This window comes from Novosphingobium taihuense (genome assembly GCF_007830315.1).
GTDB classification, from domain to species: Bacteria; Pseudomonadota; Alphaproteobacteria; order Sphingomonadales; family Sphingomonadaceae; genus Novosphingobium; species Novosphingobium taihuense.
Genome location: NZ_VLKJ01000013.1, coordinates 37,129 through 59,960, shown reverse-complemented (window position 1 = coordinate 59,960; position 22,832 = coordinate 37,129). Strand labels below are relative to the sequence as shown.

The 22,832-nt window shown below is 63.7% G+C and carries 22 protein-coding genes and 1 tRNA gene; 10 read left to right on the top strand and 13 right to left on the bottom strand.

Annotation, left to right across the window (positions count from 1 at the left end):
* The first annotated feature begins 73 nt into the window (after positions 1 to 73).
* Positions 74 to 1,360: a dicarboxylate/amino acid:cation symporter gene (locus tag IQ25_RS18725; protein ID WP_144907804.1), complete on the top strand. Its 1,287-nt coding sequence runs from the start codon at positions 74 to 76 to the stop codon at positions 1,358 to 1,360.
* Between the two features lie 102 nt (positions 1,361 to 1,462).
* Complete coding sequence (locus IQ25_RS18720; protein WP_144907803.1) at positions 1,463 to 2,077, top strand: superoxide dismutase; 615 nt, start codon at positions 1,463 to 1,465, stop codon at positions 2,075 to 2,077.
* Here the strand turns inward: IQ25_RS18720 and IQ25_RS18715 are convergent.
* The 3 genes from IQ25_RS18715 to IQ25_RS21095 all read right to left on the bottom strand — a co-directional run bounded on the left by IQ25_RS18715 (position 2,065) and on the right by IQ25_RS21095 (position 4,172).
* A complete protein-coding gene (locus IQ25_RS18715; protein WP_246415455.1) occupies positions 2,065 to 3,252 on the bottom strand; it encodes an AI-2E family transporter in 1,188 nt (395 codons plus the stop codon). The two genes, IQ25_RS18720 and IQ25_RS18715, sit on opposite strands and share 13 nt — an antisense overlap.
* Before the next feature lie 136 nt (positions 3,253 to 3,388).
* Positions 3,389 to 4,024, bottom strand: coding sequence for a sigma-70 family RNA polymerase sigma factor (locus IQ25_RS18710; protein ID WP_144907801.1), 636 nt, complete (start codon positions 4,022 to 4,024; stop codon positions 3,389 to 3,391).
* Complete coding sequence (locus tag IQ25_RS21095; RefSeq protein WP_246415456.1) at positions 4,017 to 4,172, bottom strand: NepR family anti-sigma factor; 156 nt, start codon at positions 4,170 to 4,172, stop codon at positions 4,017 to 4,019. Before IQ25_RS21095 ends, IQ25_RS18710 begins: the two co-directional genes overlap by 8 nt.
* A gap of 329 nt (positions 4,173 to 4,501) precedes the next feature.
* Here IQ25_RS21095 and IQ25_RS18705 point away from each other — a divergent pair, with 329 nt between their 5' ends.
* Positions 4,502 to 6,172, top strand: a complete 1,671-nt coding sequence (locus tag IQ25_RS18705) for a CHASE domain-containing protein (protein WP_144907800.1) — start codon at positions 4,502 to 4,504, stop codon at positions 6,170 to 6,172.
* A gap of 54 nt (positions 6,173 to 6,226) precedes the next feature.
* Here the strand turns inward: IQ25_RS18705 and IQ25_RS18700 are convergent, their stop codons facing one another.
* Positions 6,227 to 7,021: a response regulator gene (locus tag IQ25_RS18700; protein ID WP_144907799.1), complete on the bottom strand. Its 795-nt coding sequence runs from the start codon at positions 7,019 to 7,021 to the stop codon at positions 6,227 to 6,229.
* A gap of 47 nt (positions 7,022 to 7,068) precedes the next feature.
* Positions 7,069 to 7,521 carry a response regulator gene (locus IQ25_RS21090; RefSeq protein WP_158637797.1) on the bottom strand — a complete coding sequence of 151 codons (453 nt, stop codon included), beginning with the start codon at positions 7,519 to 7,521 and terminating at the stop codon, positions 7,069 to 7,071.
* Between the two features lie 90 nt (positions 7,522 to 7,611).
* Between IQ25_RS21090 and IQ25_RS18690 the strand changes: the two genes are divergently transcribed.
* Positions 7,612 to 8,448 carry a Crp/Fnr family transcriptional regulator gene (locus IQ25_RS18690; protein ID WP_144907797.1) on the top strand — a complete coding sequence of 279 codons (837 nt, stop codon included), beginning with the start codon at positions 7,612 to 7,614 and terminating at the stop codon, positions 8,446 to 8,448.
* A gap of 218 nt (positions 8,449 to 8,666) precedes the next feature.
* Here IQ25_RS18690 and IQ25_RS18685 read toward each other — a convergent pair whose 3' ends face one another.
* Complete coding sequence (locus IQ25_RS18685) at positions 8,667 to 9,122, bottom strand: response regulator (protein ID WP_158637796.1); 456 nt, start codon at positions 9,120 to 9,122, stop codon at positions 8,667 to 8,669.
* Positions 9,123 to 9,227: 105 nt separating this feature from the next.
* Positions 9,228 to 10,385 (bottom strand): N-acetyltransferase, encoded by a 1,158-nt coding sequence (locus tag IQ25_RS18680; RefSeq protein ID WP_144907795.1) that lies wholly within the window; start codon positions 10,383 to 10,385, stop codon positions 9,228 to 9,230.
* Positions 10,386 to 10,551: 166 nt separating this feature from the next.
* Between IQ25_RS18680 and IQ25_RS18675 the strand changes: the two genes are divergently transcribed.
* Positions 10,552 to 11,658, top strand: coding sequence for a fatty acid desaturase family protein (locus IQ25_RS18675; protein WP_144907794.1), 1,107 nt, complete (start codon positions 10,552 to 10,554; stop codon positions 11,656 to 11,658).
* A 19-nt stretch (positions 11,659 to 11,677) separates the two neighbouring features.
* Here IQ25_RS18675 and IQ25_RS18670 read toward each other — a convergent pair whose 3' ends face one another.
* The 3 genes from IQ25_RS18670 to lptF are packed head-to-tail and all read right to left on the bottom strand — an operon-like array spanning position 11,678 to position 14,570.
* Positions 11,678 to 12,187, bottom strand: coding sequence for a rhodanese family protein (locus IQ25_RS18670; protein WP_144907793.1), 510 nt, complete (start codon positions 12,185 to 12,187; stop codon positions 11,678 to 11,680).
* A 51-nt stretch (positions 12,188 to 12,238) separates the two neighbouring features.
* The gene (gene lptG, locus IQ25_RS18665; RefSeq protein ID WP_144907792.1) at positions 12,239 to 13,339 is read right to left on the bottom strand and encodes an LPS export ABC transporter permease LptG; all 1,101 of its coding nucleotides are present in this window, start codon (positions 13,337 to 13,339) and stop codon (positions 12,239 to 12,241) included.
* On the bottom strand, positions 13,329 to 14,570 hold the full coding sequence (lptF, locus tag IQ25_RS18660; protein WP_144907791.1) for an LPS export ABC transporter permease LptF: 1,242 nt from the start codon (positions 14,568 to 14,570) through the stop codon (positions 13,329 to 13,331). Before lptF ends, lptG begins: the two co-directional genes overlap by 11 nt.
* Positions 14,571 to 14,842: 272 nt before the next feature.
* On the opposite strand from lptF, the gene IQ25_RS18655 reads away from it, so the two are divergent.
* The gene (locus IQ25_RS18655; RefSeq protein ID WP_144907790.1) at positions 14,843 to 15,286 is read left to right on the top strand and encodes a hypothetical protein; all 444 of its coding nucleotides are present in this window, start codon (positions 14,843 to 14,845) and stop codon (positions 15,284 to 15,286) included.
* A gap of 97 nt (positions 15,287 to 15,383) precedes the next feature.
* Here IQ25_RS18655 and clpS read toward each other — a convergent pair whose 3' ends face one another.
* From clpS to IQ25_RS18640, 3 genes are all read right to left on the bottom strand, one after another.
* Complete coding sequence (gene clpS, locus IQ25_RS18650; RefSeq protein ID WP_144907789.1) at positions 15,384 to 15,764, bottom strand: ATP-dependent Clp protease adapter ClpS; 381 nt, start codon at positions 15,762 to 15,764, stop codon at positions 15,384 to 15,386.
* 163 nt (positions 15,765 to 15,927) lie between these two features.
* On the bottom strand, positions 15,928 to 16,890 hold the full coding sequence (gene phaP, locus IQ25_RS18645) for a phasin family protein (RefSeq protein ID WP_144907788.1): 963 nt from the start codon (positions 16,888 to 16,890) through the stop codon (positions 15,928 to 15,930).
* A 145-nt stretch (positions 16,891 to 17,035) separates the two neighbouring features.
* Positions 17,036 to 18,928 carry a PHA/PHB synthase family protein gene (locus tag IQ25_RS18640; protein ID WP_144907787.1) on the bottom strand — a complete coding sequence of 631 codons (1,893 nt, stop codon included), beginning with the start codon at positions 18,926 to 18,928 and terminating at the stop codon, positions 17,036 to 17,038.
* Between the two features lie 182 nt (positions 18,929 to 19,110).
* Here IQ25_RS18640 and IQ25_RS18635 point away from each other — a divergent pair, with 182 nt between their 5' ends.
* From IQ25_RS18635 to IQ25_RS18620, 4 genes are all read left to right on the top strand, one after another.
* A complete protein-coding gene (locus IQ25_RS18635) occupies positions 19,111 to 20,310 on the top strand; it encodes an LL-diaminopimelate aminotransferase (protein WP_144907786.1) in 1,200 nt (399 codons plus the stop codon).
* Positions 20,311 to 20,460: 150 nt separating this feature from the next.
* Positions 20,461 to 21,270 (top strand): crotonase/enoyl-CoA hydratase family protein, encoded by an 810-nt coding sequence (locus IQ25_RS18630; protein ID WP_181447282.1) that lies wholly within the window; start codon positions 20,461 to 20,463, stop codon positions 21,268 to 21,270.
* A gap of 21 nt (positions 21,271 to 21,291) precedes the next feature.
* Positions 21,292 to 22,677 carry an RNB domain-containing ribonuclease gene (locus tag IQ25_RS18625; RefSeq protein WP_144907784.1) on the top strand — a complete coding sequence of 462 codons (1,386 nt, stop codon included), beginning with the start codon at positions 21,292 to 21,294 and terminating at the stop codon, positions 22,675 to 22,677.
* 78 nt (positions 22,678 to 22,755) lie between these two features.
* Positions 22,756 to 22,829 (top strand) — tRNA-Cys (locus IQ25_RS18620).
* The last annotated feature ends 3 nt before the right edge of the window (positions 22,830 to 22,832 follow it).

Genomic DNA, 22,832 nt, shown 5'->3' with positions numbered 1-22,832 from the left:
CCTCTTTATCGTGCGCCCGAACAGGCGCGCGCTACGTTGCCATGCGGTGCAACCTAGCTAAAGTCTTCTCAAGATGACCTTACCGCCTTCTGAAAATTCGTCCATCTCGCAGCCACCGATCCCGACGATCCGTGCCGGCTGGATCTTTGCCGCGCTCGTCGGCGGGCTTGGCTTGGGCCTTGCACTGGCGTTTTTCCAGCCTGCGCTGCTCGATCCGGTGCTGCTGGTGGCGCAGCCGATCGGCACGCTCTGGCTCAATGCCCTGCGCGCGACGATCGTGCCGCTGGTGGTCTCGCTGCTGTTCACGGGCATTGCGCAGACCGTTGCTGCCGCGCGGGCAGGCGCGCTGGCGCGGCGGGCGCTGCTGTTCTTCTTCTCGATCCTGGCCACCGGCAGCGCGATGACCGCGCTGCTCGTGCCGGGAATTCTCTCGATATTTCCGATGCCGCGCGCCGCAGCCGAAGCGCTGCGATCGAGCGTTGCGCAGATTCACGACAAGGCGACCGTCCCCGGCTTCGGCGCGTTTCTGCAATCGCTGGTGCCGACCAACGTGCTGCAATCGGCAGCGGCCGACCAGATTCTGCCGGTGATCCTGTTCACCGCGGTCTTCGCCCTTGCCGCCACGCGCCTCGCCGATGGGCAACGGCGCTCGCTTGCCACCTTTTTCGAGGCCGTGGCCAACGCGATGCTGGTGGTGATCGGCTGGGTCCTGCTGGCAGCGCCGATCGGGGTGTTCTGCCTCAGCCTTGCAGTCGCCGCGCAGAGCGGCACTTCGGCGATCGGCGCGCTCGCCCATTATGTGCTTGTGGTGACATCGGCGGGGACGGTGATATTTCTTGCTGCCTATGGCGTTGCCGTGTTCGGCGCGCGCAAGGGGCTGGGCGAGTTTGCGCGGGCAGTCCTTCCGGCGCAGGCGCTGGCCCTGTCGACCCAGTCGTCGCTGGCGACACTGCCCGCGATGCTCGCCGTATGCCGCCGCCTTGGCGTGCGTGACCAGACTTCCGATCTCGTCATGCCGCTGGCTGTCGCGCTGTTCCGGGCCACTGGGCCTGCGATGAATTTCGCCGTCGCGATCTATGTGGCGCACTGGTTCGGCATTCCGGTCACGCCCTCGATGCTGCTCGCCGGGTTTGTGGTGGCTACGCTGACCACGCTTGGCGCGGTGAGCCTGCCCGGCGCAATCAGCTTCGTGACCTCGATCGGCCCGATCTCCATAGCGATGGGGCTTCCAGTGGAGCCGCTGGCGATCCTGGTGGCAGTCGAGGTCCTGCCCGACCTGATGCGCACGCTCGGCAATGTCACGATGGACGTGGCGGTTACTGCCGCCGTGGACCGAGCGCATGGCGAGGGGCCGCGCTGACTGCAACTGCAACGACATAAAATTCAACGGGAAACCGGGCAACCATTCCGTCCCCTTGGCGTTGGTCTGCGACGCAGATCTTTACCGAGGACGTTGATACCCATGGCTATTACCCTTCCCCCGCTGCCTTATGCCGACACTGCGCTTGAGCCCAGCATTTCGGCGACGACGCTGCAGACCCATCACGGCAAGCACCACAAGGCCTATGTCGACAAGACCAATGCGGCCATCGAAGGCGGCGAACTTGCCGATGCAAGCCTTGAACAGATCATCGAAGCGGCGCAGGCCAAGGGCGACAAGGGCCTTTTCAACAATGCCGCGCAGAGCTGGAACCACGCGTTCTACTGGAACAGCCTGACTCCTGATTCAGCGGAGCCGACGGGCGAGCTGGCCGATGCCATCGACAGCGCGTTCGGTTCGCTGGACCGTCTGCGTGAGGAACTGGCTTCACAGGGCGCGGCGCACTTTGCCTCGGGCTGGGTGTGGCTGGTCGAACGCGGTGGCAAGCTGGCGGTCGAGCAGACGCACGACGCTGCGACCTTCGCCACGGGTGATGTAAAGCCCTTGCTGGTGATCGACCTGTGGGAACACGCCTACTACCTCGACCACAAGAACCTGCGCCCCGAATATCTCAAGGCGGTGATCGAAAAGCACCTGAACTGGAGCTTTGCCGCCGAGAACCTCGGTCGTGATGGCAGCTGGACCTATCCGGGCTGAACTGCCTCTTGCACCGGCCCGTCTTCGATTCCGTCTTCGTCCATGCCGGACAGGCGGGCCGGTTCGAACAGCGCTTCGCCGAACAGGAAGCCGACGAGATTGGGCCGGCCGATGTGATCGAGCAGGGCAGAGATGGTCAGCAGGATCGGCACTGACAGCAGCGCGCCCAGTACGCCCCAGATCCACGAGAAATAGCTGATAGACAGCAGGATCGCGACGGGATTGACCGTGAAGCGCGCGCCAAGGATCGAAGGGGTAACCACGTTCGATTCGACGGCATGGAGCCCGAGATAGGCGAGCATCGGGATCAGGCCGATCAGGACGCTCGAAGCCGTGCCGAGCCCGACGAGTCCAAGCAGGCCCATCATCACCAATGGGCCAAGGTAGGGCAGGAAATTCAGGACGAAGGCAAGGCCGCCCCACATCACAGGGGCGCTCATCCCGAAGGCCCACGCACCGAGCGAGACCAGCACGCCGACGCCGAAGTTCACTTGCGCAACCGTCAGGATGTAGCTCGCGACACGCTCCTGCACGTCACGCAGGACGCGGGCGAGCTTGACCGAGGCGTTGAACGAGTGACGATCGAGCAGGATGCGGCGCTTCATGCGGATGCGCGATTCGATCATGAAGAATGTCATCAGCAGGGTCAGCAGCGTTTCGAGGATCACGCTGGGTGTTGCGAAGGCGACCTGTTCGATCACCGAGGGGCTCGCCACGACGACTTCACGCGCCGAGTGTCCGGTGATCCGGGCGAGTTGACGGTTGACGTCGGCAATCCACGAAAGATTGCCGCGCAACTCGGCAAAGCGTCGCGCCACTTGCCGCGCCAGTGCAGGAACCTGATCCACCATCACGAACGCCGGTTGCAGGATCAGCATCAGCGCCAGCAGCACCACCGCTATCAGCGCAAGAATCGCAATCAACGAAGCGAGCATGTTCGGCAGGCCGAGGCGGGTCAGCCGGTCAGCCAGAGGCGACAGCACGATGGTAAATATCATCGCGGTGACGGGGGGCAGGAACACGACCGAACCGATCGACAGGACGAAGGGCAGCGACAGGAACAGGCCGAGGCCGAGCAGAAGCACGATCGTCGACTGCAGCCGCGCGCGCTGATCTGCCGATTCAGGCGGATCGGCTGGCAGGCTTGGCAGATCGGGTATCGACTGGTTATTCAACAGCGCACGCCTGACTGGAGTTGCTGTTCTCCATTCACCCATGTCACGCGCCAATCAAGGGGCGGGCGTCAGGCGCACGATGTTTTGTGCGAAACTGTGGCAAGGGCGATCCTTTGGAAGAGATCGCTTGCCTGTTTCAGTGCTGGCCGCCTGCGTGCACCGTGTCTTCAAGTTCGCTCATGATTGCCGAGTGTGCGACCGCATCCTTGGTGCTGCGGCGAGGGATCTGGCCACTTTCGATCATCTGCGAGAGGGCTGCGCGGGCGCGCCCGACGCGGCTCTTGATCGTGCCGACTGCGCAACCACAGATCTGCGCGGCTTCCTCATAGCTGAAGCCGCCGGCGCCCACCAGCAGGAGGGCCTCGCGACGCTCCGGCGGAAGCGTAAGCAGGGCGCGGTGCATGTCCGACAGGTGCATCGGTCCTTCCTGCGCGGCAGGGGCCACGAGGATGCGTTCGGCTACGGTTTCATCGTAGTCTGCGCGGAAGCGGTTTCTGCGCATGTCGGTGAGGTAGGCATTACGAAGGATCACGAACGTCCAGGCGCGCATCGACGTGCCCGGCTCGAACCGCTCCTGCGCGGCCCAAGCCTTGAGCAGGGTTTCCTGAACGAGATCATCGGCAAGATCGGGCCTGCCGCACAGGCCGCGTGCAAAAGCGCGCAGATGCGGAATGACGCCGGTCAGCTCGCGCTTGAACGTTGCGGGATCGGCTGCCGGGCGAGGCGACTTGTCCTCGGGCTCATGTGCCGCCGTGGGCTCGGGATCAGCCATTGGACGGATCGTCCAGCTTGTCGAGCAATTGCGCGAAAGTGTCCGGGAGAGGCTCATCGAGCACGGAATCATAAAGGCGCTTGAGCCCGTCTGCCCATTCCGGCGGACGGGGCTTGCCGCCCTTCCGCCGCTGTTGACCGGGATTCATCGGCTTTTCTTTCGACATTCGCTCTGACAACGCCTCCCCCTCCAGGGAAAAATCCAAAAACGACCGCAAGGGCGCGGCAGATGCGTACCTGATACGGCACCGTTCCCGCCATGGTTAAGAGCCTACGTTAACAGGCTTCTCAAACAATGCGAAAAATGCAATCGGCGCGTGGTTTCGATCAGGAACGATATTGTCCGCTGTCGGTTCCCGAGAAGTCGTCCAGCAATCGCTGTTTCGTTTGTGCGGAGCATTTTGCAAGACGTCGGATGCAACGGTGGGAGCGTGATCGTTCCAGGTTTGGCTGCGAGGGAAAGGAATACCGGTACGCGATGGAGAAGCTTCTTGCCCAGAAGAAGCTCGTTCCGCGCTGGTACGAGCGTTTCCCCCGCGGGGTGCCGGTCAGCATCTTCGGGCTGACAATGGCGGTGACGCAGCTCAGCGTCTTTGCAATCGAGACCGCCGAGGATCGCAGGCAAGCCGCGCTTACCGCACAGACTGCCCAGGCCGTCGCCTCAGGTCTCGAGCGTCGATCCAACGCCAATGCCGCCTATCTGAGGTCAAGCGCAGCGCTGTTTGCCACGCAGCAGATGGTCGAGGCGCCGCTTTTCCGAACCTTCATCCGCCAGCTTCATCTCGATGGCCGCTATGTCGGCTCGGACGGCATCGGCTGGGCCATGAAGGTGCGGCGCGAAGACATTCCCACCGTCGAGGCGATCTTGCGGCAAGGTGGCAGTCCCGATTTCGCCGTTCGCCCGGTGCCGTCTGCCGACCGGCCTTTCGTCATCCCCGTCATGTTCATCGAACCGGACACGGTCCGCAATCGCCGCGCCATCGGCTTTGACATGTTCTCCGAGCCGGTCCGCCGTGCCGCCATGAAATCGGCAGAGCGCACCGGGCAGCCGACGGCCACGGGCCGGGTGGTGTTGCAGCAGGAGGGGCAATCGACCGATGCTTCGGGCTTTCTTGTCTACATGCCGGTCTTCGCGATTGAATCGGCCGCCAGCAGCCGCACCTTGCGCGGATACGTCTATTCGCCGTTCAACGCGCAGAGCTTTCTGGAATCCTCGATCGATGTGAGCCATCTCGGCGGGGCCGGCGTGCGTCTGTTCGACGAGGATGCGGGCGGTCGGCGACTGATGGCGGAGATCGCAACCGAGAACGGGTCGGGCCAGCGCGTGCGACGGGCGATAGACATTGCCGGACACCGGTTCGTTCTGGAAATCGAAGCACAGGCAACGCCGATGCTTTCGATTATGTCGGTCATGTCGCTGCTGTTCGGCCTGCTCGTGGCGACGCTGCTGCTGGTGCTTGCCCGGCTTCTGACCCAGCAGGCCGTGGAAGACCGGATTGCGCTGGCCTGGTTCGAGCAGCAGTCCTCGATTCGCAATTCTCTGACCCGCGAGCTCAATCACCGGGTGAAGAACACTCTGGCGAACGTGCTGTCGATCGTCTCGCTGACGCGCCGTCGCGCGACGAGCCTTGCCGAGTTCGCCGACAGTCTCGAGAACCGCATCCGCGCCCTGTCTGCCACGCATGACCTGCTGACCCAGTCGGACTGGGGCACCACGCCGGTCATGCTGGTGGTCAAGGCGGAGCTTGCACCTTACGCGCAGGATACGCATCGCCATCTCGACATCGACGGCCCGGAAGTGGAGCTTGCTCCGAATGACGCGCTGTCGCTTGGGCTCGCGATCCACGAACTGGCAACCAATGCCGCCAAGTACGGTGCGCTGAGCGTGGAGGGCGGAAGCGTCTCCGTTCGATGGGAAATGGCGGGCGAGAACCTCGCGCGGATCGAATGGATTGAGCGCGGAGGCCCGGTCATCGACCCGGCCACGCGGCGCAAGCGCGGCTTTGGCACCGAACTGATTGAGAAGATCGTCGCGCACGAGCTGCGCAACCCGGTCGATCTCAGCTTCGAGCCCGAGGGCGTGCGCTGCACCCTGCTGATCCCGGTGCGCCGCCGCGGCGACTTCTCCATACGCGAAAGGCGCAGCTGACGCCGCGCCTTTGCATAAGCCAATCGGATTGTCAGACCTCGCGGTCCGACCCGTTCAGAGCGGTCGGCTGGAGCCGAAGAACAGCGCCTGGCTGATCGCCGTCCGCACGGTCTGCTCCTGAAACGGCTTGGTGATCAGATAGGTCGGCTCAGGGCGGTCGCCGGTGAGCAGACGTTCCGGATAGGCGGTGATGAAGATGACCGGCACCGACCCGATCCGCAGGATATCGTCCACCGCATCGAGACCCGAGCTGCCATCGGCAAGCTGGATGTCGGCAAGGACAAGGCCCGGCTGCTCGCGCTGAACGATCTCGAGAGCCTGCGTGCGCGTGGCGGCCATGCCGCAGACGTCATGGCCGAGCGAGCGGACGAGATCTTCGAGCTGCATCGAGATCAGCGGCTCGTCTTCGATGATCAGCACCGACGTCGCCGATTCGCGATCGATTTCGGCAACTGCGTCCTGCACCAGCAGTTCGACATCCGAAGGGTCGCGACCCATGATGTAGGCGGCTTCCTCGATGCTGAAGTCTTCTAGCGTTGTCAGCAACAGCGCCTGGCGATTGGCCGGCGTCATTGCGGCGAGGCGCTCCTGCGCTGCCGCCTCATGATGGCCGAGCCCCGATGACGAGCGATCTGCGGTGTCGACAAACGCTGTCGACCACACACGATTGAACGCATGATAGAGCTGCGGACGGCCTTCGCCGATCGTCGCGCGAAGATCTTCATCGGCGAGCGCTGCCTCGAGCGTCGCGCGCACGAAGGAGTCACCCGCATTCTGACTTCCCGTCAGCGCACGGGCATAACGGCGAAGATAAGGAAGTTGATTGGCAACCTTGGCACCCAGAGACATTCGTACCCCTTCCCGGACAGTATCGTGCGTTCCAACGCGTGACATCGTCATCCGGTTCCCGATCGGGAACAAGAGGGAATCGTTGTCGTTTTCCGCGGCGTCCGTTCTAACAAGTCGCCCTGCAGGGATGCAACGGCCCAATCGGCAAGAAGGTCCGGCGAGGTCGGTTTGCGGAACTGCACGGCGAAGCGATGGCTATCGGGCACCGCCCCGGAATCAAGGCCTGATGTGATCGCCACGGTGCATCCCGCATCGCGCAACCGGCAGGCTAGATCGAGCGACAGGCCATCGGGAAGCTGAAGGTCAAGCAGGGCGAGATCGGGTGCACTGCGTTCGACCATCTGTTCTGCCGCGGCAAGCGTTGCTGCAACGATAACCTGCAGTCCGCGCTCGTTCAGCGCATCCTCGATGGCCATCGCTACAAGAACGCTGTCCTCCACCACCAGCACGACCGGCTGGCCGCAGGCATCATTGTTGCTCGTTCCCGTTTCTTCATTCATGGCGGGGGGCTTAGGGCACATTTCGGGAACCAACCCTGTCATTTGACATAGCAGCACCAACAGGCGTGGTGTTGGGAACAAGGAGACGGAATGGGCAGGGACGACAATGACAGCAGTCCGCAGATGGGGACGGCACTTGTGCACAGCATGCTGGAGCAACGGCAGGATCAGGCAGCTGGCGGGAGGCTGGTGGTGAACGGTGGCCAGCCTTGCCGTGCGTGCCCTCTTGCCGATTGCGAAGGGCTGCGCCAGCCTCCGCCCGACGTGCGCGACTGGATCGCCGCCTTCCGTCATGGCGATATGCGTTTTGCCAGGGGCGAGCAGGTCTATGCCCAAGCCACGCGCCCGCGCTTTCTTTACACCGTGCTTTCCGGCGTGCTGATGCGCTCCCGCCTTCTCGAAGACGGGCGTCGGCAGATCATCAACTTCATGTTCCCCGGAGATTTCATCGGGCTTCAGGCGGCGCTCGACGCCGAGATGGGGCACGCGGTGGAAGCGATGACCAATGTCACCTTGTGCACCTTCGTGCGCGAGCGGTTCTTCGATCTCGTCGCGCAGCAACCGCGCCTGTCGTTCGACCTGACATGGCTGGCCGCGCACGAGGAGGCGGCGCTCGAAGAGCATCTCGTCTCGCTCGGCCAACGCAATGCCCGCGAACGGATGGCAGCGCTGGCCGTGTTTCTTGTCCAGCGCGGGATCGATACCGGCATAGCGCCTGACGGCGTGCTGACCCTCACGGTCACGCAGGGTCAGATCGCCGAGATGCTTGGCCTGTCGCTGGTCCATACCAATCGGACCTTGCAGGCGCTGCGCCGTATTGGGCTGGTGGACTGGACCCTGACCTCGATCCGGATCCCCGACATTGCTGCCGCGCGTGCCTTCGCCAAGATCGATGGCAGTGTTTTTTCTTCGCGACCCTACATTTAAGCGTTGATTTTATTGGATTAAAAAATTTGCGCAGTGAGGGAACCGGCCTCGGGGACGCTCGTTTATATGTTGTCACCGCCGAGACCCCCCCTCCCGTCCAAGCGGCTGGTGATACGATCCCGAAAGGTCCCCGATGGAAACGTCGGGGACCTTTTTTTCGGTAAGATCGCCCCGGTCGTGCCAAGTGTGCGGCCGGGGTTTCTGGGGGATGTTACCGGTTATTGCCCGGAGAGCGCGTGGCGGATGCGGCCGATCAGGCCGAGAGGCCGCTGCTGCTCGATCAGGCTGATCAGCGCTTCGGTCCGGAAGGGCTTGGGTAGGACGTGGCCCAGGGTCGACGCTGAGGGCGGGATCGAAGACGGCGTTGCCGTGGTGAAAAGAATCAGCGGCGGGCTCTGGGCCAACTGAATGGCCAGTTCCGCAAGGGCCCAGCCATCGTCTCGATCGGCCAGGTGCACGTCCAGCACGAGCAGGGCGGGGGCGGCCCGTTCGAGTTCCAACATTGCTTCTGCAACGCTGACACATGTGACGACGGGTTCCGCCCCGGCTTCGGCCAACGCTTCTGCGATATCCATCGCAATCAGCCCGTCATCCTCGACGACGAGGGCATGGCCCAAAGAGCGCAAGGGCTTGCGTTGTCTTGCGTTGCTGCGGTCTTGTCGCGTGGTTGTCACCTTGGACCTGTTCCCGAGAATGACCATGAACGGTCGTTCATCTGAACGCTGCGACCGGGCGGCGAGTTCCGACCGCCTGCGATCAAGGCGTTCAGCCAAGCCGGATCATAGCGGCTTGTCGTAGATCACGTAGGTCTTGTTGACGTGGCTGTCGATGGCCTCGGCGATGGCGTTCATGCCCTGGTTATCTTCGAGGATCCAGCCGATCTCGCCTCGCGTCGCCCCATATTCGCGGATCGAGTTCTGGCGGATCGCCTCGATCATCATGAAGGCGAGCTGGCTGGCAAGGCGAGAAGCCTGCAGGCGCTTGCGCACGCCCATCAGCGGCACGCGCATCGTGCGCACGCGCGGCTTGCGCAGCCACAGCAGCAGCTTGGCCCAGTTGAACGGGAACAGGCTGCCGCCCATCGGTTTTATCGCCTCGTTGAGGTCGGGCAGCGTCATCATGAAGGCCACCGGCTCGCCCTCGTACTCGGCGATCATGATCAGGTCCTCGCGCACGATCGGCTTGAACTTCTTGCCGGCGTACTTGATCTCGGTGTCGGTGAAGGGAACGAAGCCCCAGTTATCGGACCAGGCATCGTTGAGGATGTCGAGGATCAGCGCCGCTTCGGAATCGAACTTCGACTTGTCGACGTTGCGAATGCGAATCTTGGCGTTCTTCTCGCCTGACTGGACGATGCGCTGGATAAGCGGCGGGAAGTCCCGGGTGATGTCGAGCTCATAAGTGTTGAGCGTCTTGGCAGTCTGGTAACCCAGCGCCTTGATGTAATCGTCATAGCGCTTGGGCTGGTGGCCCATCATCACCGTGGGCGGATGATCGAAGCCACTGTTCAGCTGGCCGGGCTCTTCCCAGATCGACATCGACAGCGGGGCGAGCACGCGGGTCATGCCCTTTTCGCGCAACCATGTCTCGGCGCGCGCGATCAACGACCGCGCCACCGCTTCGTCCTCGGCTTCGAGCAGGCCCCAGTTGCCCGTGCCGGGGCCCATGCCCTGCGACGGGTCCATCGCAATGGCCAGCCGGTCGATATGTGCAGAGATACGGCCCACGATCGCGCTCCCCCGGCGTGCGAGGAACAGCTGGACGTCGGCGTGTTCGAAGAACGGGTTCTTGCCCGGCGTGATCAGCTCTTCGGCTTCCATGCGCAGCGGCGGAACCCAGTTCGGATCGGCGGCATTCAGGCGATAGGCGATATCGACGAAGGCCTTGCGGTCAGCCTTGCCGGAAACGGGAGTGATGATTACTTCGCCTTGAGCCACGATCTTGCCTTTGTTTGCGGGTAAGCGGGTTTTCGCCGGGTGGACTGCGGTCCCGACCGGCGCATTGTCAAGCCACGGGGCGCAGGTGGGGTCGCCCGATGGCAAAAAGCATGGTGCAAAAGCCGGACCTAGCCGGCGAGATACGGGTCTTACTGGAATTTGTGGCATGATTGCGACCGATACGCTTGATACCCCCGCAGCCGTTGGTTCTTCCGCTCCGGCCGCCACTCCCGCGCTTCCGCGCGGCCTTGCCGGCACGCCTGATGACAAGGAAATGCTGCGCTCCGCCGTCGAACTGACGCGCGACATCGCGACCGCGCGACCTGAGGTCTACTGGCCGGACATGCTGCTTTCGGCTGGGCTCGGCTATGCGGCACTGGCGGGTGCCATCCTGATCGGCAACCCGGTGCTGGCGGCGCTTTCTGGCGTAGTCTCGGCGCTGGCGCTCTACCGCGCGCTCCTGTTCATCCATGAGCTGACCCACATCCACAAGAATGCCCTGCCCGGCTTCCGCTTCGGCTGGAACCTGCTGGTCGGCATTCCGATGCTGACGCCCTCGCTGATGTACGAAGGCGTGCACACCCTGCACCACGCGCGCACGCGCTATGGCACGGCAGAGGACCCCGAGTACCTGCCGCTGGCGCTGATGAAGCCGTGGTCGCTGCCGCTCTTCGCGTTGGTCGCGCTGCTCCTGCCCATCGGCCTGCTCATTCGCTCGGCGGTATTGGTGCCACTGGGTGCGGTGATTCCACCGCTGCGCCGACTGGTGTGGGAGCGCGCCTCGGCGCTTTCGATCAACCCCGAATTTCGCCGTCGCCCACCCGAAGGCGAATTTGCGCGGATGGTGTTCTGGCAGGAACTAGGCGCTTCGGCCTGGGCGCTGTTCGTGATGTGGTGGAGCGCGACGCACTCATGGCGCCCGCTGCTGATCGGCATCGCGGTGATCTCGCTGACGGCGCTGCTGAACCAGATCCGCACGCTTGTCGCGCATCTGTGGGAGAACGAGGGTGAGGCGATGACCGTGACCGGGCAGTACCTCGATTCGGTCAACGTCCCGCCGCCCGCGTTGCTCGCGCCGCTATGGGCTCCGGTGGGCCTGCGTTACCACGCGCTGCACCATCTCCTGCCCTCGATGCCCTATCACTCGCTGGCCGAGGCACACCGCCGCATTGTGCGCCATCTCGGCGTCGATTCGACTTACCAGAAGGGCAACTATAGCGGACTGCTCCCGCTCGTCGGGAGGCTCGCGCGCAGCACGATGTTGCCGCGCTGAACGAAGTTAGCCGCGCCGGTCAGGCGGCGCGGCGGTTCCACGGCATCGCGCCGAGCAGCCGGGCCATGCCGCACCATCCGGTCGCGCCGGCCATCAGCAATCCTGCGCCGACAAAGCCCGAGAGCAGGACGAAGCCCTGCGCCACGGTCAGCGACAGGATCACGCCTGCAAGGATCAGCAGGCCCGCCACGATCTGCACCTGCCGCATGATCTCAAGCGGCGCCTTGGCATCGGTGGCAACCGGCATTCCCGCCGCGCGCCAGCCATCGATGCCGCCTTCCAGAATGTAGCCGGGGCAGCCCGACATCGCGGCAAGCTGCGCTGCGTTGGCCGCAGTGCGCATGCCGGAGCGGCAATGCCAGATCACTGCGGGATGGCCGGAAACCGGCTCCAGCGAAGCGAGCGGCATGTTCGCCGCGCCAGGAATGCTCTGCCGGCGATGTTCGTCAGCGTCACGGATATCGATGAGCCGGGCACCCTCGTCGAGCAGTGTCTGGGCCTTGGCGGGTGTGATGGTTGGAAGCGTCATGGCTTCCATATATTAGCAACGACGCAAATTAGCAATAACTAATTTTATGCGTCATTCCTCTGTGCGGATGAGCACTGTCTCGCCGATCAGCAGGAACAGGACGAACGGGGCCCAGGCCGCCAGCAGCGGAGGATAAGCGCCGAAGTTGCCCATTGCCAGCGCGGCATTGTCGAACACGAAGTAGGCAAAGCCCAGCGCCATGCCGATCACCGCGCGCACGAACAGGTGGCCGGAGCGGGCAAGACCGAACGCCGCCACGGCGCCGAGCAGCGGCATGAGCAGTGCCGAAAGCGGCCCCGAAAGCTTGTGCCACCACTTGCCGTCGAGCTCGGTGGTGCGGAAACCCGCCTCGCGGATCGCGGAAAGCGAGCCGGTCAACTGCGTCAACGATTCCGCGTCGGCATCGACGCGGCTGATCGTCACCTGCACCGGCTCGACCGACTTTGCGAAGATCTCGTCGCGGCCCAGCGGCGTCTTGCGGGCGCTCTGCACGTCGAACACGACCGGCGCGCTGAACCTCCAGCCAGGGTTCACATAGGCGGCAGAGGGCGAGGTGACGATCTCGGTGACCATGCCGGTCGGGTCACGGCGATACCAACTGACTCCTTCCATCCGCATCGCCTTGCCCTCGCCAGCGACCGAGCGGGCGAACAGGATGTTCGGACCGTCCTGCAACCAGACGTTGGACTTGATTGCGGATTCCTCCGGAATCGGCCCGTAGTCCACGTTCTGCCATGCCTTGAGGGTGGCAGTCGAGCGCGTCACGATCCGCTCGTTGAAGGTGAACGTCACCGCTGAAGTCACGGCTGCCACGAGGAACAGCGGCGCCAGCACCTGATGCGCCGAAAGCCCTGCGGCCTTCATCGCAATGACCTCACTGTTCTGGTTCAGTGTCATCAGCGTGATGATCGTCGCCAGCAGCACGGAATAGGGGAGGAACCGGCTGATCAGCTGCGGCATGCGCAGGGAAACATACGTCAGCAGCTGGCCTTGCCCGTTGCCCGGCGCTGCAAGCACCTTGCCGCTTTCGCTCAGCAGGTCGAGCATCTGCAGCACCAGCACCAGCATCAGCAGCACCGCCACGATGCGCACCGCGAACATCTTGCCGATGTAGCGGGCGAGCGTGGGCGAGGGGAAGAATTCAAGCTGCATGGGCGGCATCTTCCTCTGCGACCGGCGCCTCGTCCGGCAGGCGCTTGCGCTCGAACAGCTTGCGCAGCGAGCGCGAAATCTTGGCGAAGCCGGTTTCGAGAGCGCCGATCGGCTGCCCACCGGGGACATAGGCGATGCGCCAGTACATCCACACGATCAGCGCAGAGAACACCACGAATGGGCCCCACAGGGCCACAACCGGATCGATCCGCCCGAGGCTTGCCACGTCCTGCCCATACTGGTTGACCTTGTGATAGGCGACCACCATCACGATCGACAGGAACACGCCAAGCGCGGATGTCGAGCGCTTGGGCGGCACGGCCAGGGCCACCGCGAGCAGCGGCAGCAGGAACATCATCACCACTTCGACCAACCGGTAGTTGAGGCTCGCCCGAGACTGGTTGCGGATCTCTGCGGAGTAGCGATCATTCCAGCCGATCTGCAGCAGTTCGGGCAGGAAGTATTCGCGATCGGCATCGCCGCGCTGGCGGAACTGCTCGATCTTCGGCAGGTCGATCGGCAGGTCATGGCTGGCAAAGGTCAGCACGCGGGGCGAGGCGATGCCCGGCCCGTCCTGCACGATCTGCCCATCGGTGAGCCGCAGGATCACCGTGTCCGGGCTCTCCTTGTTGGCGAAGAAGCGGCCCTCGCGTGCGGAGATGACCATGACCTGGCCGTTGGAGGTCTGCAGCCGGGCGAAGATGCCGCGCAGGTCGCGTCCCTCGTCACGGCTCGAATCCACGCGCAGCGCGGTGCGATCCTGCAACGAGTTGAACTCGCCGACCTTGATCGAGGCCCCCAGCGCGCCCGAACGCAGCTCGAACTGCAATTGCTCGTAATAGTAGCGTGACAGCGGCTGGAGATAGCTGACGATCAGCAGGTTCAGTGCGGCAAGGCCGATGGCGAACATGTAGGGCACGCGCAGCAGCCGGGTGTAGGACAGGCCCACGGCGCGCATCACGTCCAGTTCGGAGCTCATCGCCAGCTTGCGGAAGGCGAAAAGGATGCCGAGCATCAGCCCCAGCGGAATTGCGAGGCTGGCATACTCGGGCAACAGGTTTGCCAGCATCTTGAAGACGACGCTGACCGGTCCGCCCTCCGTGGCCACGAAATCGAACAGCTTGAGCATCTTGTCGAGCACGAGCAGCGATGCGGCGAGCACGAACACCGAAAGCATCGGCACGAAGACGAGCCGGGCGATATAGCGGTCGGTGGCGGTGAGAAGTTTCACGTGGGAGGTGCTATGCGATCTTTGGGTCGTCCGAAGGATCTAACGATGAGGCTGGTCGTGCGATCAACTTGCTTACCGGAGTTCTAAGCTCGTCCGGCCGGACTGGCCGACAGCGAGTGAACCGCCGATGAGCGTTCGCAGGGACTAGCGTCAAGCTCGGCCGTGGGGAAGGGAAAAGCGGCGGGAAGGAAGCAATACTAACTAAAGATATGGAAATGCCAACCTCAAAGATATAGTGCCCGAAAGGTCGTACCGTATCTGGAGAATAGTGAATGTCGCATCAGCAAACCGGAGAAGCCTGGTGGAGTGGCTTTGGCGGTAACGACGGCAATCCAGAAGCGCTCGGCGATCTTGCGAAATGGTGCGAGCAACTCGGCCCACATGAACAAAGGCGAGGTTTTGATCGCGTCCTGCGACAATTTGCCGATTTCGGAAACGAGCGGGAAGAAGAGCTCAAGAGTGCAGCAATCGGATGGATTGTGCATCTGGTGGATACGGGCGCGTTCGAAAGCGCGGCAATCGCCATGATTCCGCACGATGCTATCTTCACCGGTGGCCGATTGAAAGACGGCTCCTTCATCGCGCAGGTCATTCTCGAAGGCGGCAGCGGCGCCCATTCGCGTGACGCGGCAAGCCTGCCTATGGCATGGATGGCCGCCCTGCTGCGTGCACTTGCACGGCAGGGCGTCGAGCAGCGCGCCGCGACATCCCACTGATCCAGGGCCACTGGCAGTTTCCAGAATTTCATGAAGAGACGTGAAAGCCGGGCAGAGACCCGGCTTTTTGCGTTTCAGAGCTCTTTGCCGGAAGGCGTCAGGCTTTTTCCAGCGTGCATTGCAACGGGTGCTGGTTCTGCCGGGCGAAATCCATCACCTGGTTCACCTTGGTCTCGGCGATCTCGTAGGGAAAAATTCCGCAGACACCGACGCCGCGCTGGTGGACGTGAAGCATGACGCGGGTCGCCTGCTCGAGATCCATGTGGAAGAAGCGTTTGAGCACCATCACCACGAATTCCATCGGGGTGTAATCGTCGTTCAGCATCAGGACCTTGAACTGGCTCGGCTTCTTGGGCTTGGCGCGGGTCTTGGTGGCGATGCCGACCTGGTCATCGCCGCCGGACCTGTGCGAATCATCGTCACCGGCGCGAAGCGGCGCGGCGGACAGATCCGTTCGGTCAGGGCGAATGATGCTCATGATGGCGGGAATATCGCATTGGCGAGCCCCATCCACAAGGGGCACGAAGGGGGTGGTCGCTACATGCGGGCAAAAAGTTGCTCTGATACGACAAAGGGGTCGGACGAGTATTCGTCCGACCCCTTGTGTCTTCAGGCAGCGCAAGGTGCGCCGCCGCACGCCATCAGGCAGCGTGCTTGATCTTTTCGACCGCGAGGCTGACGCGGGTCGAGATCGGCTGGAACGCTTCGTTTGCAAGCTTCAGCATGGCTTCGCTGTTCTTCGAGCTTGCGGCAACCGCAGCGTCGAAGTTCTTGCGGAGCAGGGCCGACTGCTTTTCGAAGAATTCGGTCGGCGACTTGACCGTGGTCAGGTCCTTGACGTCGGCGGTCATTGCTTCGAACGCCGACTTGGTTTCTTCGACGTAGCCCTTGGTCATTTCCTGAAGGCCGCTGGCGAAGATCTTCGACGATTCGACGACGGCTTCGACGTTGCCCTTGGCAAATGCGCCGGCATCGCCAAACGCAGCCTGGCTCTTTTCGAGCGCGGCCTTGGCCTTTTCCTGGGCTTCCTTGAAAGCGGCGGTCATCTTTTCGGTGATTTCGGTGGTGGTGGTAGCCATTGCGAACAGTTCCTTTCTTGGCGCCGGAGCCTTGAACTGGCTGGCGCTCGTTTTCTTCACGCTGGGAGTGGCGGTGAAAGGACGCTTGGCTGCGGGCTTCACCGCGGCCGCCGGTGCAACCGCCACGGGCGGCTTGGCCGGACGGGCCTTGATTGCAGGCTTGGCGGCCTGTTTCACGGGCTTGACCTTCACGACCCTGGGCTTGCGCGCCTTGGGCGTGACGGCTTTGGCGGCCGGAACGTCGACCGCTTCTGCCACCGGTTCGGCAGCAGGTGTTTCTGCGGGCGCTTCTGCTTCGGTCGTTGCAACCTCGACGGCCTTGGCCTTGCGAGCCTTGACCTTCGGGGTACGCGGCTTGCGCGGGCTAGCAGCCTTGGGCTGTTCGACGACCGACGCTTCTACCGTGTCCGCAACGGCGGTTTCCGGGGCAGTTTCCGGCGTGGCTTCAGTCACGTCGGGCAGCGCTGCGGGCGCGTCCACCACGGGGGCAGATTCGACCAGGCTGTCTTTCGTTTCTTCGACCATCTTCGTGACTCCTGCTTGCGCGGGCGGAGCGATCCAAGGATCAACTCCACTCTTGCTGCAGTGCACAAAATAGGTTTTCGACGCCGAATGTCAAGAATTTTGTGCGGTGCACAAAATCCGTAATGGAGCAATCAACTCCAGTAGGTCAGCGGCTGCGGACGTAGCGGCCCGGAGCGTCCTCGATCACCCTGTCGCCGCGGGCACCAGGCACGCGCTTGCCCTTGGCTGGAACCTCCGCCGGAGCCTGCTCGCGGATCCACTCGATCCAGTCGGGCCACCAGCTTCCCTTGGTTTCGCGGGCTCCGGCCACGAACTCCTCGAGCGTCGAAGGATCATCGGGGTTGAGCCAATACTGGTACTTGCCCGAGTCGGGCGGATTGACCACGCCAGCAATATGGCCTGAGCCTGCCAGCAGGAATTTCCACGGGCCGGAGAGGTGGCGGGTCAACTTCCACACGCTGTTCGGCGGCGCAATATGGTCCTCGCGACCGGCCTGAATGTAGCACGGTGTTGCAATGCGGCGCAGATCAACGGGCGTGTTGTCGACCACCATCGCATCGGGGATTACCAGCCGGTTGTCGCGATAGAGATCGCACAGGTAGGCCTTGTGCCATTTGCTCGGCAGATTGGTGGTGTCGCCGTTCCAGTGCAGCAGGTCGAAGGCCGGATAGTCCTCGCCCAGCAGGTAGTTGTTGACCACGTAATTCCAGATCAGGTCCGTCCCGCGAAGCGCATTGAACGTCGCAGCCATGTAGCGCCCGTCGAGGTAACCGTCGGTCGAAAGGCTCTCCAGCATCTTGAGCTGGCCGTCGTCGATGAAGTTCTTGAGCTCGCCAGCGTCGTCGAAATCGACTTGCGCGGTGAAGAACGTCGCGCTCGCCACCTTGTCGCTGTCACATCGCCGCGCGAGCACCGCCAGCGTTGCCGCAAGCGTGGTTCCGGCCACGCAATAGCCGATGGTATGCACGGCAGGTACCTTCAGCCGCGCGCGCACCTCGTCAATCGCGTCGATCTGGGCGCGGACGTAATCGTCCCAGACAATCTCCGCCATCGAGGCATCGGCCGATTTCCACGATACCACGAAGACTGTCAGACCCTGGCCTACGGCCCAGCGGATGAAGCTCTTCTGCGGATTGAGGTCGAGAATGTAGAAGCGGTTGATCCACGGCGGGAAGATCAGCAGCGGCGTCTCGAATACCTTGTCCGTAGTCGGCGTGTACTGGATCAACTGGTATAGAGGCGTTTCGTGCACCACCTTGCCCGGCGTCACCGCGATGTTGCGGCCAAGCTCGAACGCGTTGGGATCGGTGTGGGTGAGCTGGCCCTTGCGCAAATCGTCCAGCAGGTGCTCCACGCCCTTGACGAGGTTCTCGCCGCGCGTCTCCATCGTCCGCTCGATCACCACCGGGTTGGTCAGCGGGAAGTTTGCGGGGGAAAGTGCGTCGGTCACCACCTTGGTGGCAAAGCGCAGCTGCTCCTTGCGCTCGGGGCTCAACCCCTGCGCGTCGTTCGCCATCTGCTGCAGCTTTTCCGAGAGGAACAGATAGGTCTGGTGGATCAGGGCGAAAGCGGGCTGTTCGTGCCAGCGCTTGTCCCTGAAGCGGCGATCCTGGCGCGGAAGGGCAGGGGTTGCGCCGGTGGCGGTTCCCGCCGAGACGAACTGTCCCATGACCGAGCCCCACAGCGCCATGCTCTCGTTCCAAAGCTTCGCCTGAGTCTCGGCCTGGGTGATCGGCAACTGGCCGGCCATGGCCATGAACGTCTGCGTCCACTTGCCGATGTCGCCCAGCCGATTCAGCATCGGCTCGATCTGGCCTGCCTGTTCGGCGCTGAAGTCGAGCCACATCTTCTGCAGCTTGGCCGCCGACATCGCCCAGTGCTGCAGGTCGGACGGGTCGGTCGAGACCGCTTCCGCGCCTGGCACCAGGGGCGCGAACATGGCCCGCATGGCCTCGCCCTGCTGGCGGAACAGGTCCTCGAACACGATTGAATCCGCAGGCGAGCCCATGGGCGAATCACTCACCGTCTTGTCCGTCATCACCGTTCCCTGCCGTTACGTCATGGCCTTGTTAAAGCGATCTATACACGCCGTGTGACAGCTTGTTAGCCCCGTCGATCGCTCTTCGCCGTCCATCGAGAGCAAGGTTTCCACAATCCGGCAATTGGCGTAAGGGCTTGCGTTGCGGCGCTCCTGCCGCGCCTTTCGATGAGTATTCAACCGTGGACGAAGAATTCTACCGCATGAAGCGCCTGCCGCCCTACGTCATTGCCGAAGTCAACGGCATGCGGGCCGCCGCGCGCGCCGCCGGTAGGGACATCATCGACCTCGGCATGGGCAACCCCGATCTTCCCCCGCCCGATCACGTGATCGAGAAGCTGTGCGAAGTGGCACGCAAGCCCGATGCGCATGGCTATTCGGCCTCGTCCGGCATTCCCGGCGTGCGCAAGGCCCAGGCGAACTACTACGGCCGCCGCTTCAATGTGGAACTCGATCCCGAGACCGAAGTGGTGATGACGATGGGGTCCAAGGAAGGCCTCGCCAGCCTCGCCACCGCGATCACCGCGCCCGGCGATGTCGTGCTCGCCCCGAACCCGAGCTACCCGATCCACACCTTCGGCTTCATCATTGCAGGGGCCACGATCCGCTCGGTGCCGACCACGCCGGACGATCGCTACTGGGATTCGCTCGACCGCGCGATGAAGTACTCGGTGCCGCGCCCATCGATCCTGATCGTCAACTATCCGTCGAACCCGACGGCCGAGACCGTCGACCTCGCCTTCTACGAGCGCCTTGTTGCCTGGGCAAAGGAGAACAAGGTCTGGATCCTTTCGGACCTCGCCTATTCCGAACTCTATTTCGACGGCAACCCGACCCGCTCGATCCTGGAGGTTCCGGGCGCGAAGGACGTGGCGGTGGAATTCACCTCGATGTCCAAGACCTTCTCGATGGCCGGCTGGCGCGTCGGCTTCGCGGTCGGCAACCCGCGGCTGATCGCGGCGCTGAAGCGCGTGAAGTCCTACCTCGATTATGGTGCCTTCACCCCGATCCAGGCCGCAGCCTGCGCCGCGCTCAACGGCCCGCAGGACATCGTGCAGAAGAACCGCGAACTCTATCAGAAGCGCCGCGATGTCATGGTAGAAGCCTTTGGCCGCGCCGGGTGGGAGATCCCCAGCCCCAAGGCGTCGATGTTCGCCTGGGCACCGCTTCCGCCTGCGCTCAAGCACCTTGGCAGCCTCGAGTTTTCCAAGCAGTTGCTCACCCATGCCGAAGTCGCGGTTGCCGCTGGCGTTGGCTATGGCGAGGACGGCGAGGGCTACGTGCGTATCGCCATGGTCGAGAACGAACAGCGCCTCCGCCAGGCTGCGCGCAACATCAAGCGCTACCTGCAATCGATGGGCGTTAACGCCTCGGCCGCCTGAGGCCTCACTGACGCAAGGATACGACGGCCCTTTCCGCCAGCGCGGGGAGGGCCGTTGCCGTTCACGGCCATCCGTCAAATGAGGAGACTGGACCGGGCGACGGTGCTGGGGCAACCTCGGCCTGAAGAACCAGATAACGGATGCCCCGCAATGAACTTCCATGACCGCGTCACCGTCACCATCGAGGACCACGTCGCCCACGTCCTGCTCGACCGGGCTGACAAGATGAACGCCTTGGACGATGCGATGTTCGAAGCGATCATCGCGGCAGGCCACCACCTCCACGGCGAACGCGGCGTGCGCGCCGTGGTGCTGTCCGGCGCAGGGCGCTCGTTTTGCGCTGGGCTCGACCTTGCCAGCATGGGCAACACGTCCCGGTGGGGCAATGAGGGTGAAGGCGATGGCCTGACTGCCCGCACCCACGGCAATGCCAATCGCCCGCAGCAGGCGGCTATGGTCTGGCGCAAACTGCCGATGCCGGTTGTGGCAGCGGTCCACGGCGTCTGCTTCGGTGGCGGGCTGCAGGTGGCGAGCGGCGCTGACATCCGGTTCATCGCCCCCGACGCCCGTCTCGCGGTGATGGAAGTGAAGTGGGGCTTGGTCCCCGACATGGCGGGTTACGCCCTGTGGCGCGGCAACGTGCGTGACGATGTGTTGCGTGAACTGACCTATACCCACCGCGAATTCAGCGGCGAGGAGGCCGTCAGCTTCGGCTTTGCCACCCACGTCAGCCCCGATCCGCTGGCCGATGCGATGAAGCTCGCGCAGGAAATCGCCTCGAAAAGCCCCACCGCCGTGCGCGGGGCCAAGCTGCTCTCCAACCGCACGCCCGACATGACCGTCGACGAAGTGCTCATGGCCGAATCGCATGCCCAGCACGAACTGATGTATTCGAAGAACCAGATCGAAGCGGTGCGCGCAGGCATGGAAAAGCGCGCAGGCGAATTTGTCGATCCGTAAAGGCCTGCTAGGCTTTCCGAGATGAAGGCCATTCACGATCCCCACGGTGCTCTCGCATCAGGACTCGCCGCGATCCGCCAGCAGTATCAGGTGCCCGAGGATTTCCCCCGCGAAGTCCTCGCCGCCGCCGACCTCGCCGCGCGAAATTTGCCGGGACCGGCACACGAAGACCGCACCGACGAGCCTTTCGTCACGCTCGACCCGGCCAGTTCCACAGATCTCGATCAGGCCTTCCATATCGAGGAAGCAGGCAACGACCTCCTGCTCCACTATGCGATTGCCGATGTCGCGTGGTTCGTGGCCGATGGCGATCCGCTCGATGTCGAGGCCTGGAAGCGCGGCGAGACGCTCTACCTCCCCGATGGCAAGGCTGGGCTCTATCCACCCGCGCTTGCCGAAGGCGCGGCCAGCCTCCTGCCGCAAGGCCCGCGCCCGGCGGTCGTTTTCACGGTCCGCCTCGGCCCCGATGGCGAAGCCCGGCTTGATGCCGCCCGCCGTGCCCTGATACGCAGCCGCGCCAAGCTGGCCTACGACAGCGTCACCGCCGCCGATCTGCCGCCTGCCTTCGCCCGCTTTGCCGAACGCGTGAACGCCGCCGAAGCTGCGCGCGGTGCCGCCCGCGTCGATCCGCCCGAGCAGGAGGTCGAGGCGCTGGGCGACGGGCGCTACGCTCTGTCATTCCGCCCGCTGCTCGCCTCGGAACGGCGCAACGCTGCGCTCTCGCTTGCGGCCAACCTTGCCATTGCCGCCGCGCTCCAGCAGGCGGGCACCGGCTTGTTCCGCGTCATGGCGGGGCCGAGCGCCAAAGCCATGGCGCGGCTGCGCAGCACGGCGGCAGGGCTTGGTCTTGCATGGCCCGAAGGCGTTGACCTCAAGGCGCTCGAACGCACGCTCGACCAGCGCAACCCCGCCCATGCCGCCTTCATGCTTGCCGTCCGCCGTGCCGGAACCGGCGCGGGTTACGCGCCCTGGATCCCGGGCGTCACTCCATGGCACGAGGCGATTGCCGCGACGTACGCCCACGCCACGGCACCCCTGCGTCGCCTCGCCGATCGCTACGTCATCCGCGCGACGCTGGCCGTCGCCAATGGCCAGCCCGTCGATCCACAAGTCGAAGACGCCTTCCGCCGCCTCCCCGGCGTCATGGCCAAGGCCGAAGCCCTCTCTGGCCAGATCGAGCGCGCGGTGATCGACCTTGCCGAGACCGTCATGCTCCACGGCCGCGAGGGCGAGACCTTCAAGGCCTGCGTGACCGACGCTGACGGTGATTCGGCGCGCGTTCAGCTGCTCGGCCTGCCCATCGTCTCGCGCGCCCGCATTCCCGGCGCCGCCCCCGGATCTCGCGTCGATCTGCGCCTTGCCGCGGTCGACAGCAAGGCCCGCCGCCTGACCTTCGCCCCGGCTTGATCGCTTGCGCGCAAGAACCCCTTGCGGCCAGCCCCCGTTCCGGCTAACCGCGCCGAACCACGCAGCTCCTGCGATCGAGGCCCGATGGCGGAGTGGTTACGCACCGGATTGCAAATCCGTTTACGCCGGTTCGATTCCGGCTCGGGCCTCCACAC

Bases quoted from the DNA above. Each gene is read 5' to 3' on its own strand.
- IQ25_RS21095 (WP_246415456.1), bottom strand. From the start codon at position 4,172: ATGAATCCCGGTCAACAGCGGCGGAAGGGCGGCAAGCCCCGTCCGCCG.
- IQ25_RS18655 (WP_144907790.1), top strand. From the start codon at position 14,843: ATGTCGCATCAGCAAACCGGAGAAGCCTGGTGGAGTGGCTTTGGCGGT.
- IQ25_RS18640 (WP_144907787.1), bottom strand. From the start codon at position 18,928: ATGACGGACAAGACGGTGAGTGATTCGCCCATGGGCTCGCCTGCGGAT.
- IQ25_RS18670 (WP_144907793.1), bottom strand. From the start codon at position 12,187: ATGACGCTTCCAACCATCACACCCGCCAAGGCCCAGACACTGCTCGAC.
- IQ25_RS21090 (WP_158637797.1), bottom strand. From the start codon at position 7,521: ATGAATGAAGAAACGGGAACGAGCAACAATGATGCCTGCGGCCAGCCG.
- IQ25_RS18700 (WP_144907799.1), bottom strand. From the start codon at position 7,021: ATGTCTCTGGGTGCCAAGGTTGCCAATCAACTTCCTTATCTTCGCCGT.
- phaP (WP_144907788.1), bottom strand. From the start codon at position 16,890: ATGGTCGAAGAAACGAAAGACAGCCTGGTCGAATCTGCCCCCGTGGTG.
- clpS (WP_144907789.1), bottom strand. From the start codon at position 15,764: ATGAGCATCATTCGCCCTGACCGAACGGATCTGTCCGCCGCGCCGCTT.
- IQ25_RS18690 (WP_144907797.1), top strand. From the start codon at position 7,612: ATGGGCAGGGACGACAATGACAGCAGTCCGCAGATGGGGACGGCACTT.
- IQ25_RS18630 (WP_181447282.1), top strand. From the start codon at position 20,461: ATGAACTTCCATGACCGCGTCACCGTCACCATCGAGGACCACGTCGCC.
- lptG (WP_144907792.1), bottom strand. From the start codon at position 13,339: ATGCAGCTTGAATTCTTCCCCTCGCCCACGCTCGCCCGCTACATCGGC.
- IQ25_RS18725 (WP_144907804.1), top strand. From the start codon at position 74: ATGACCTTACCGCCTTCTGAAAATTCGTCCATCTCGCAGCCACCGATC.
- IQ25_RS18675 (WP_144907794.1), top strand. From the start codon at position 10,552: ATGATTGCGACCGATACGCTTGATACCCCCGCAGCCGTTGGTTCTTCC.
- IQ25_RS18705 (WP_144907800.1), top strand. From the start codon at position 4,502: ATGGAGAAGCTTCTTGCCCAGAAGAAGCTCGTTCCGCGCTGGTACGAG.
- IQ25_RS18720 (WP_144907803.1), top strand. From the start codon at position 1,463: ATGGCTATTACCCTTCCCCCGCTGCCTTATGCCGACACTGCGCTTGAG.
- IQ25_RS18710 (WP_144907801.1), bottom strand. From the start codon at position 4,024: ATGGCTGATCCCGAGCCCACGGCGGCACATGAGCCCGAGGACAAGTCG.
- IQ25_RS18625 (WP_144907784.1), top strand. From the start codon at position 21,292: ATGAAGGCCATTCACGATCCCCACGGTGCTCTCGCATCAGGACTCGCC.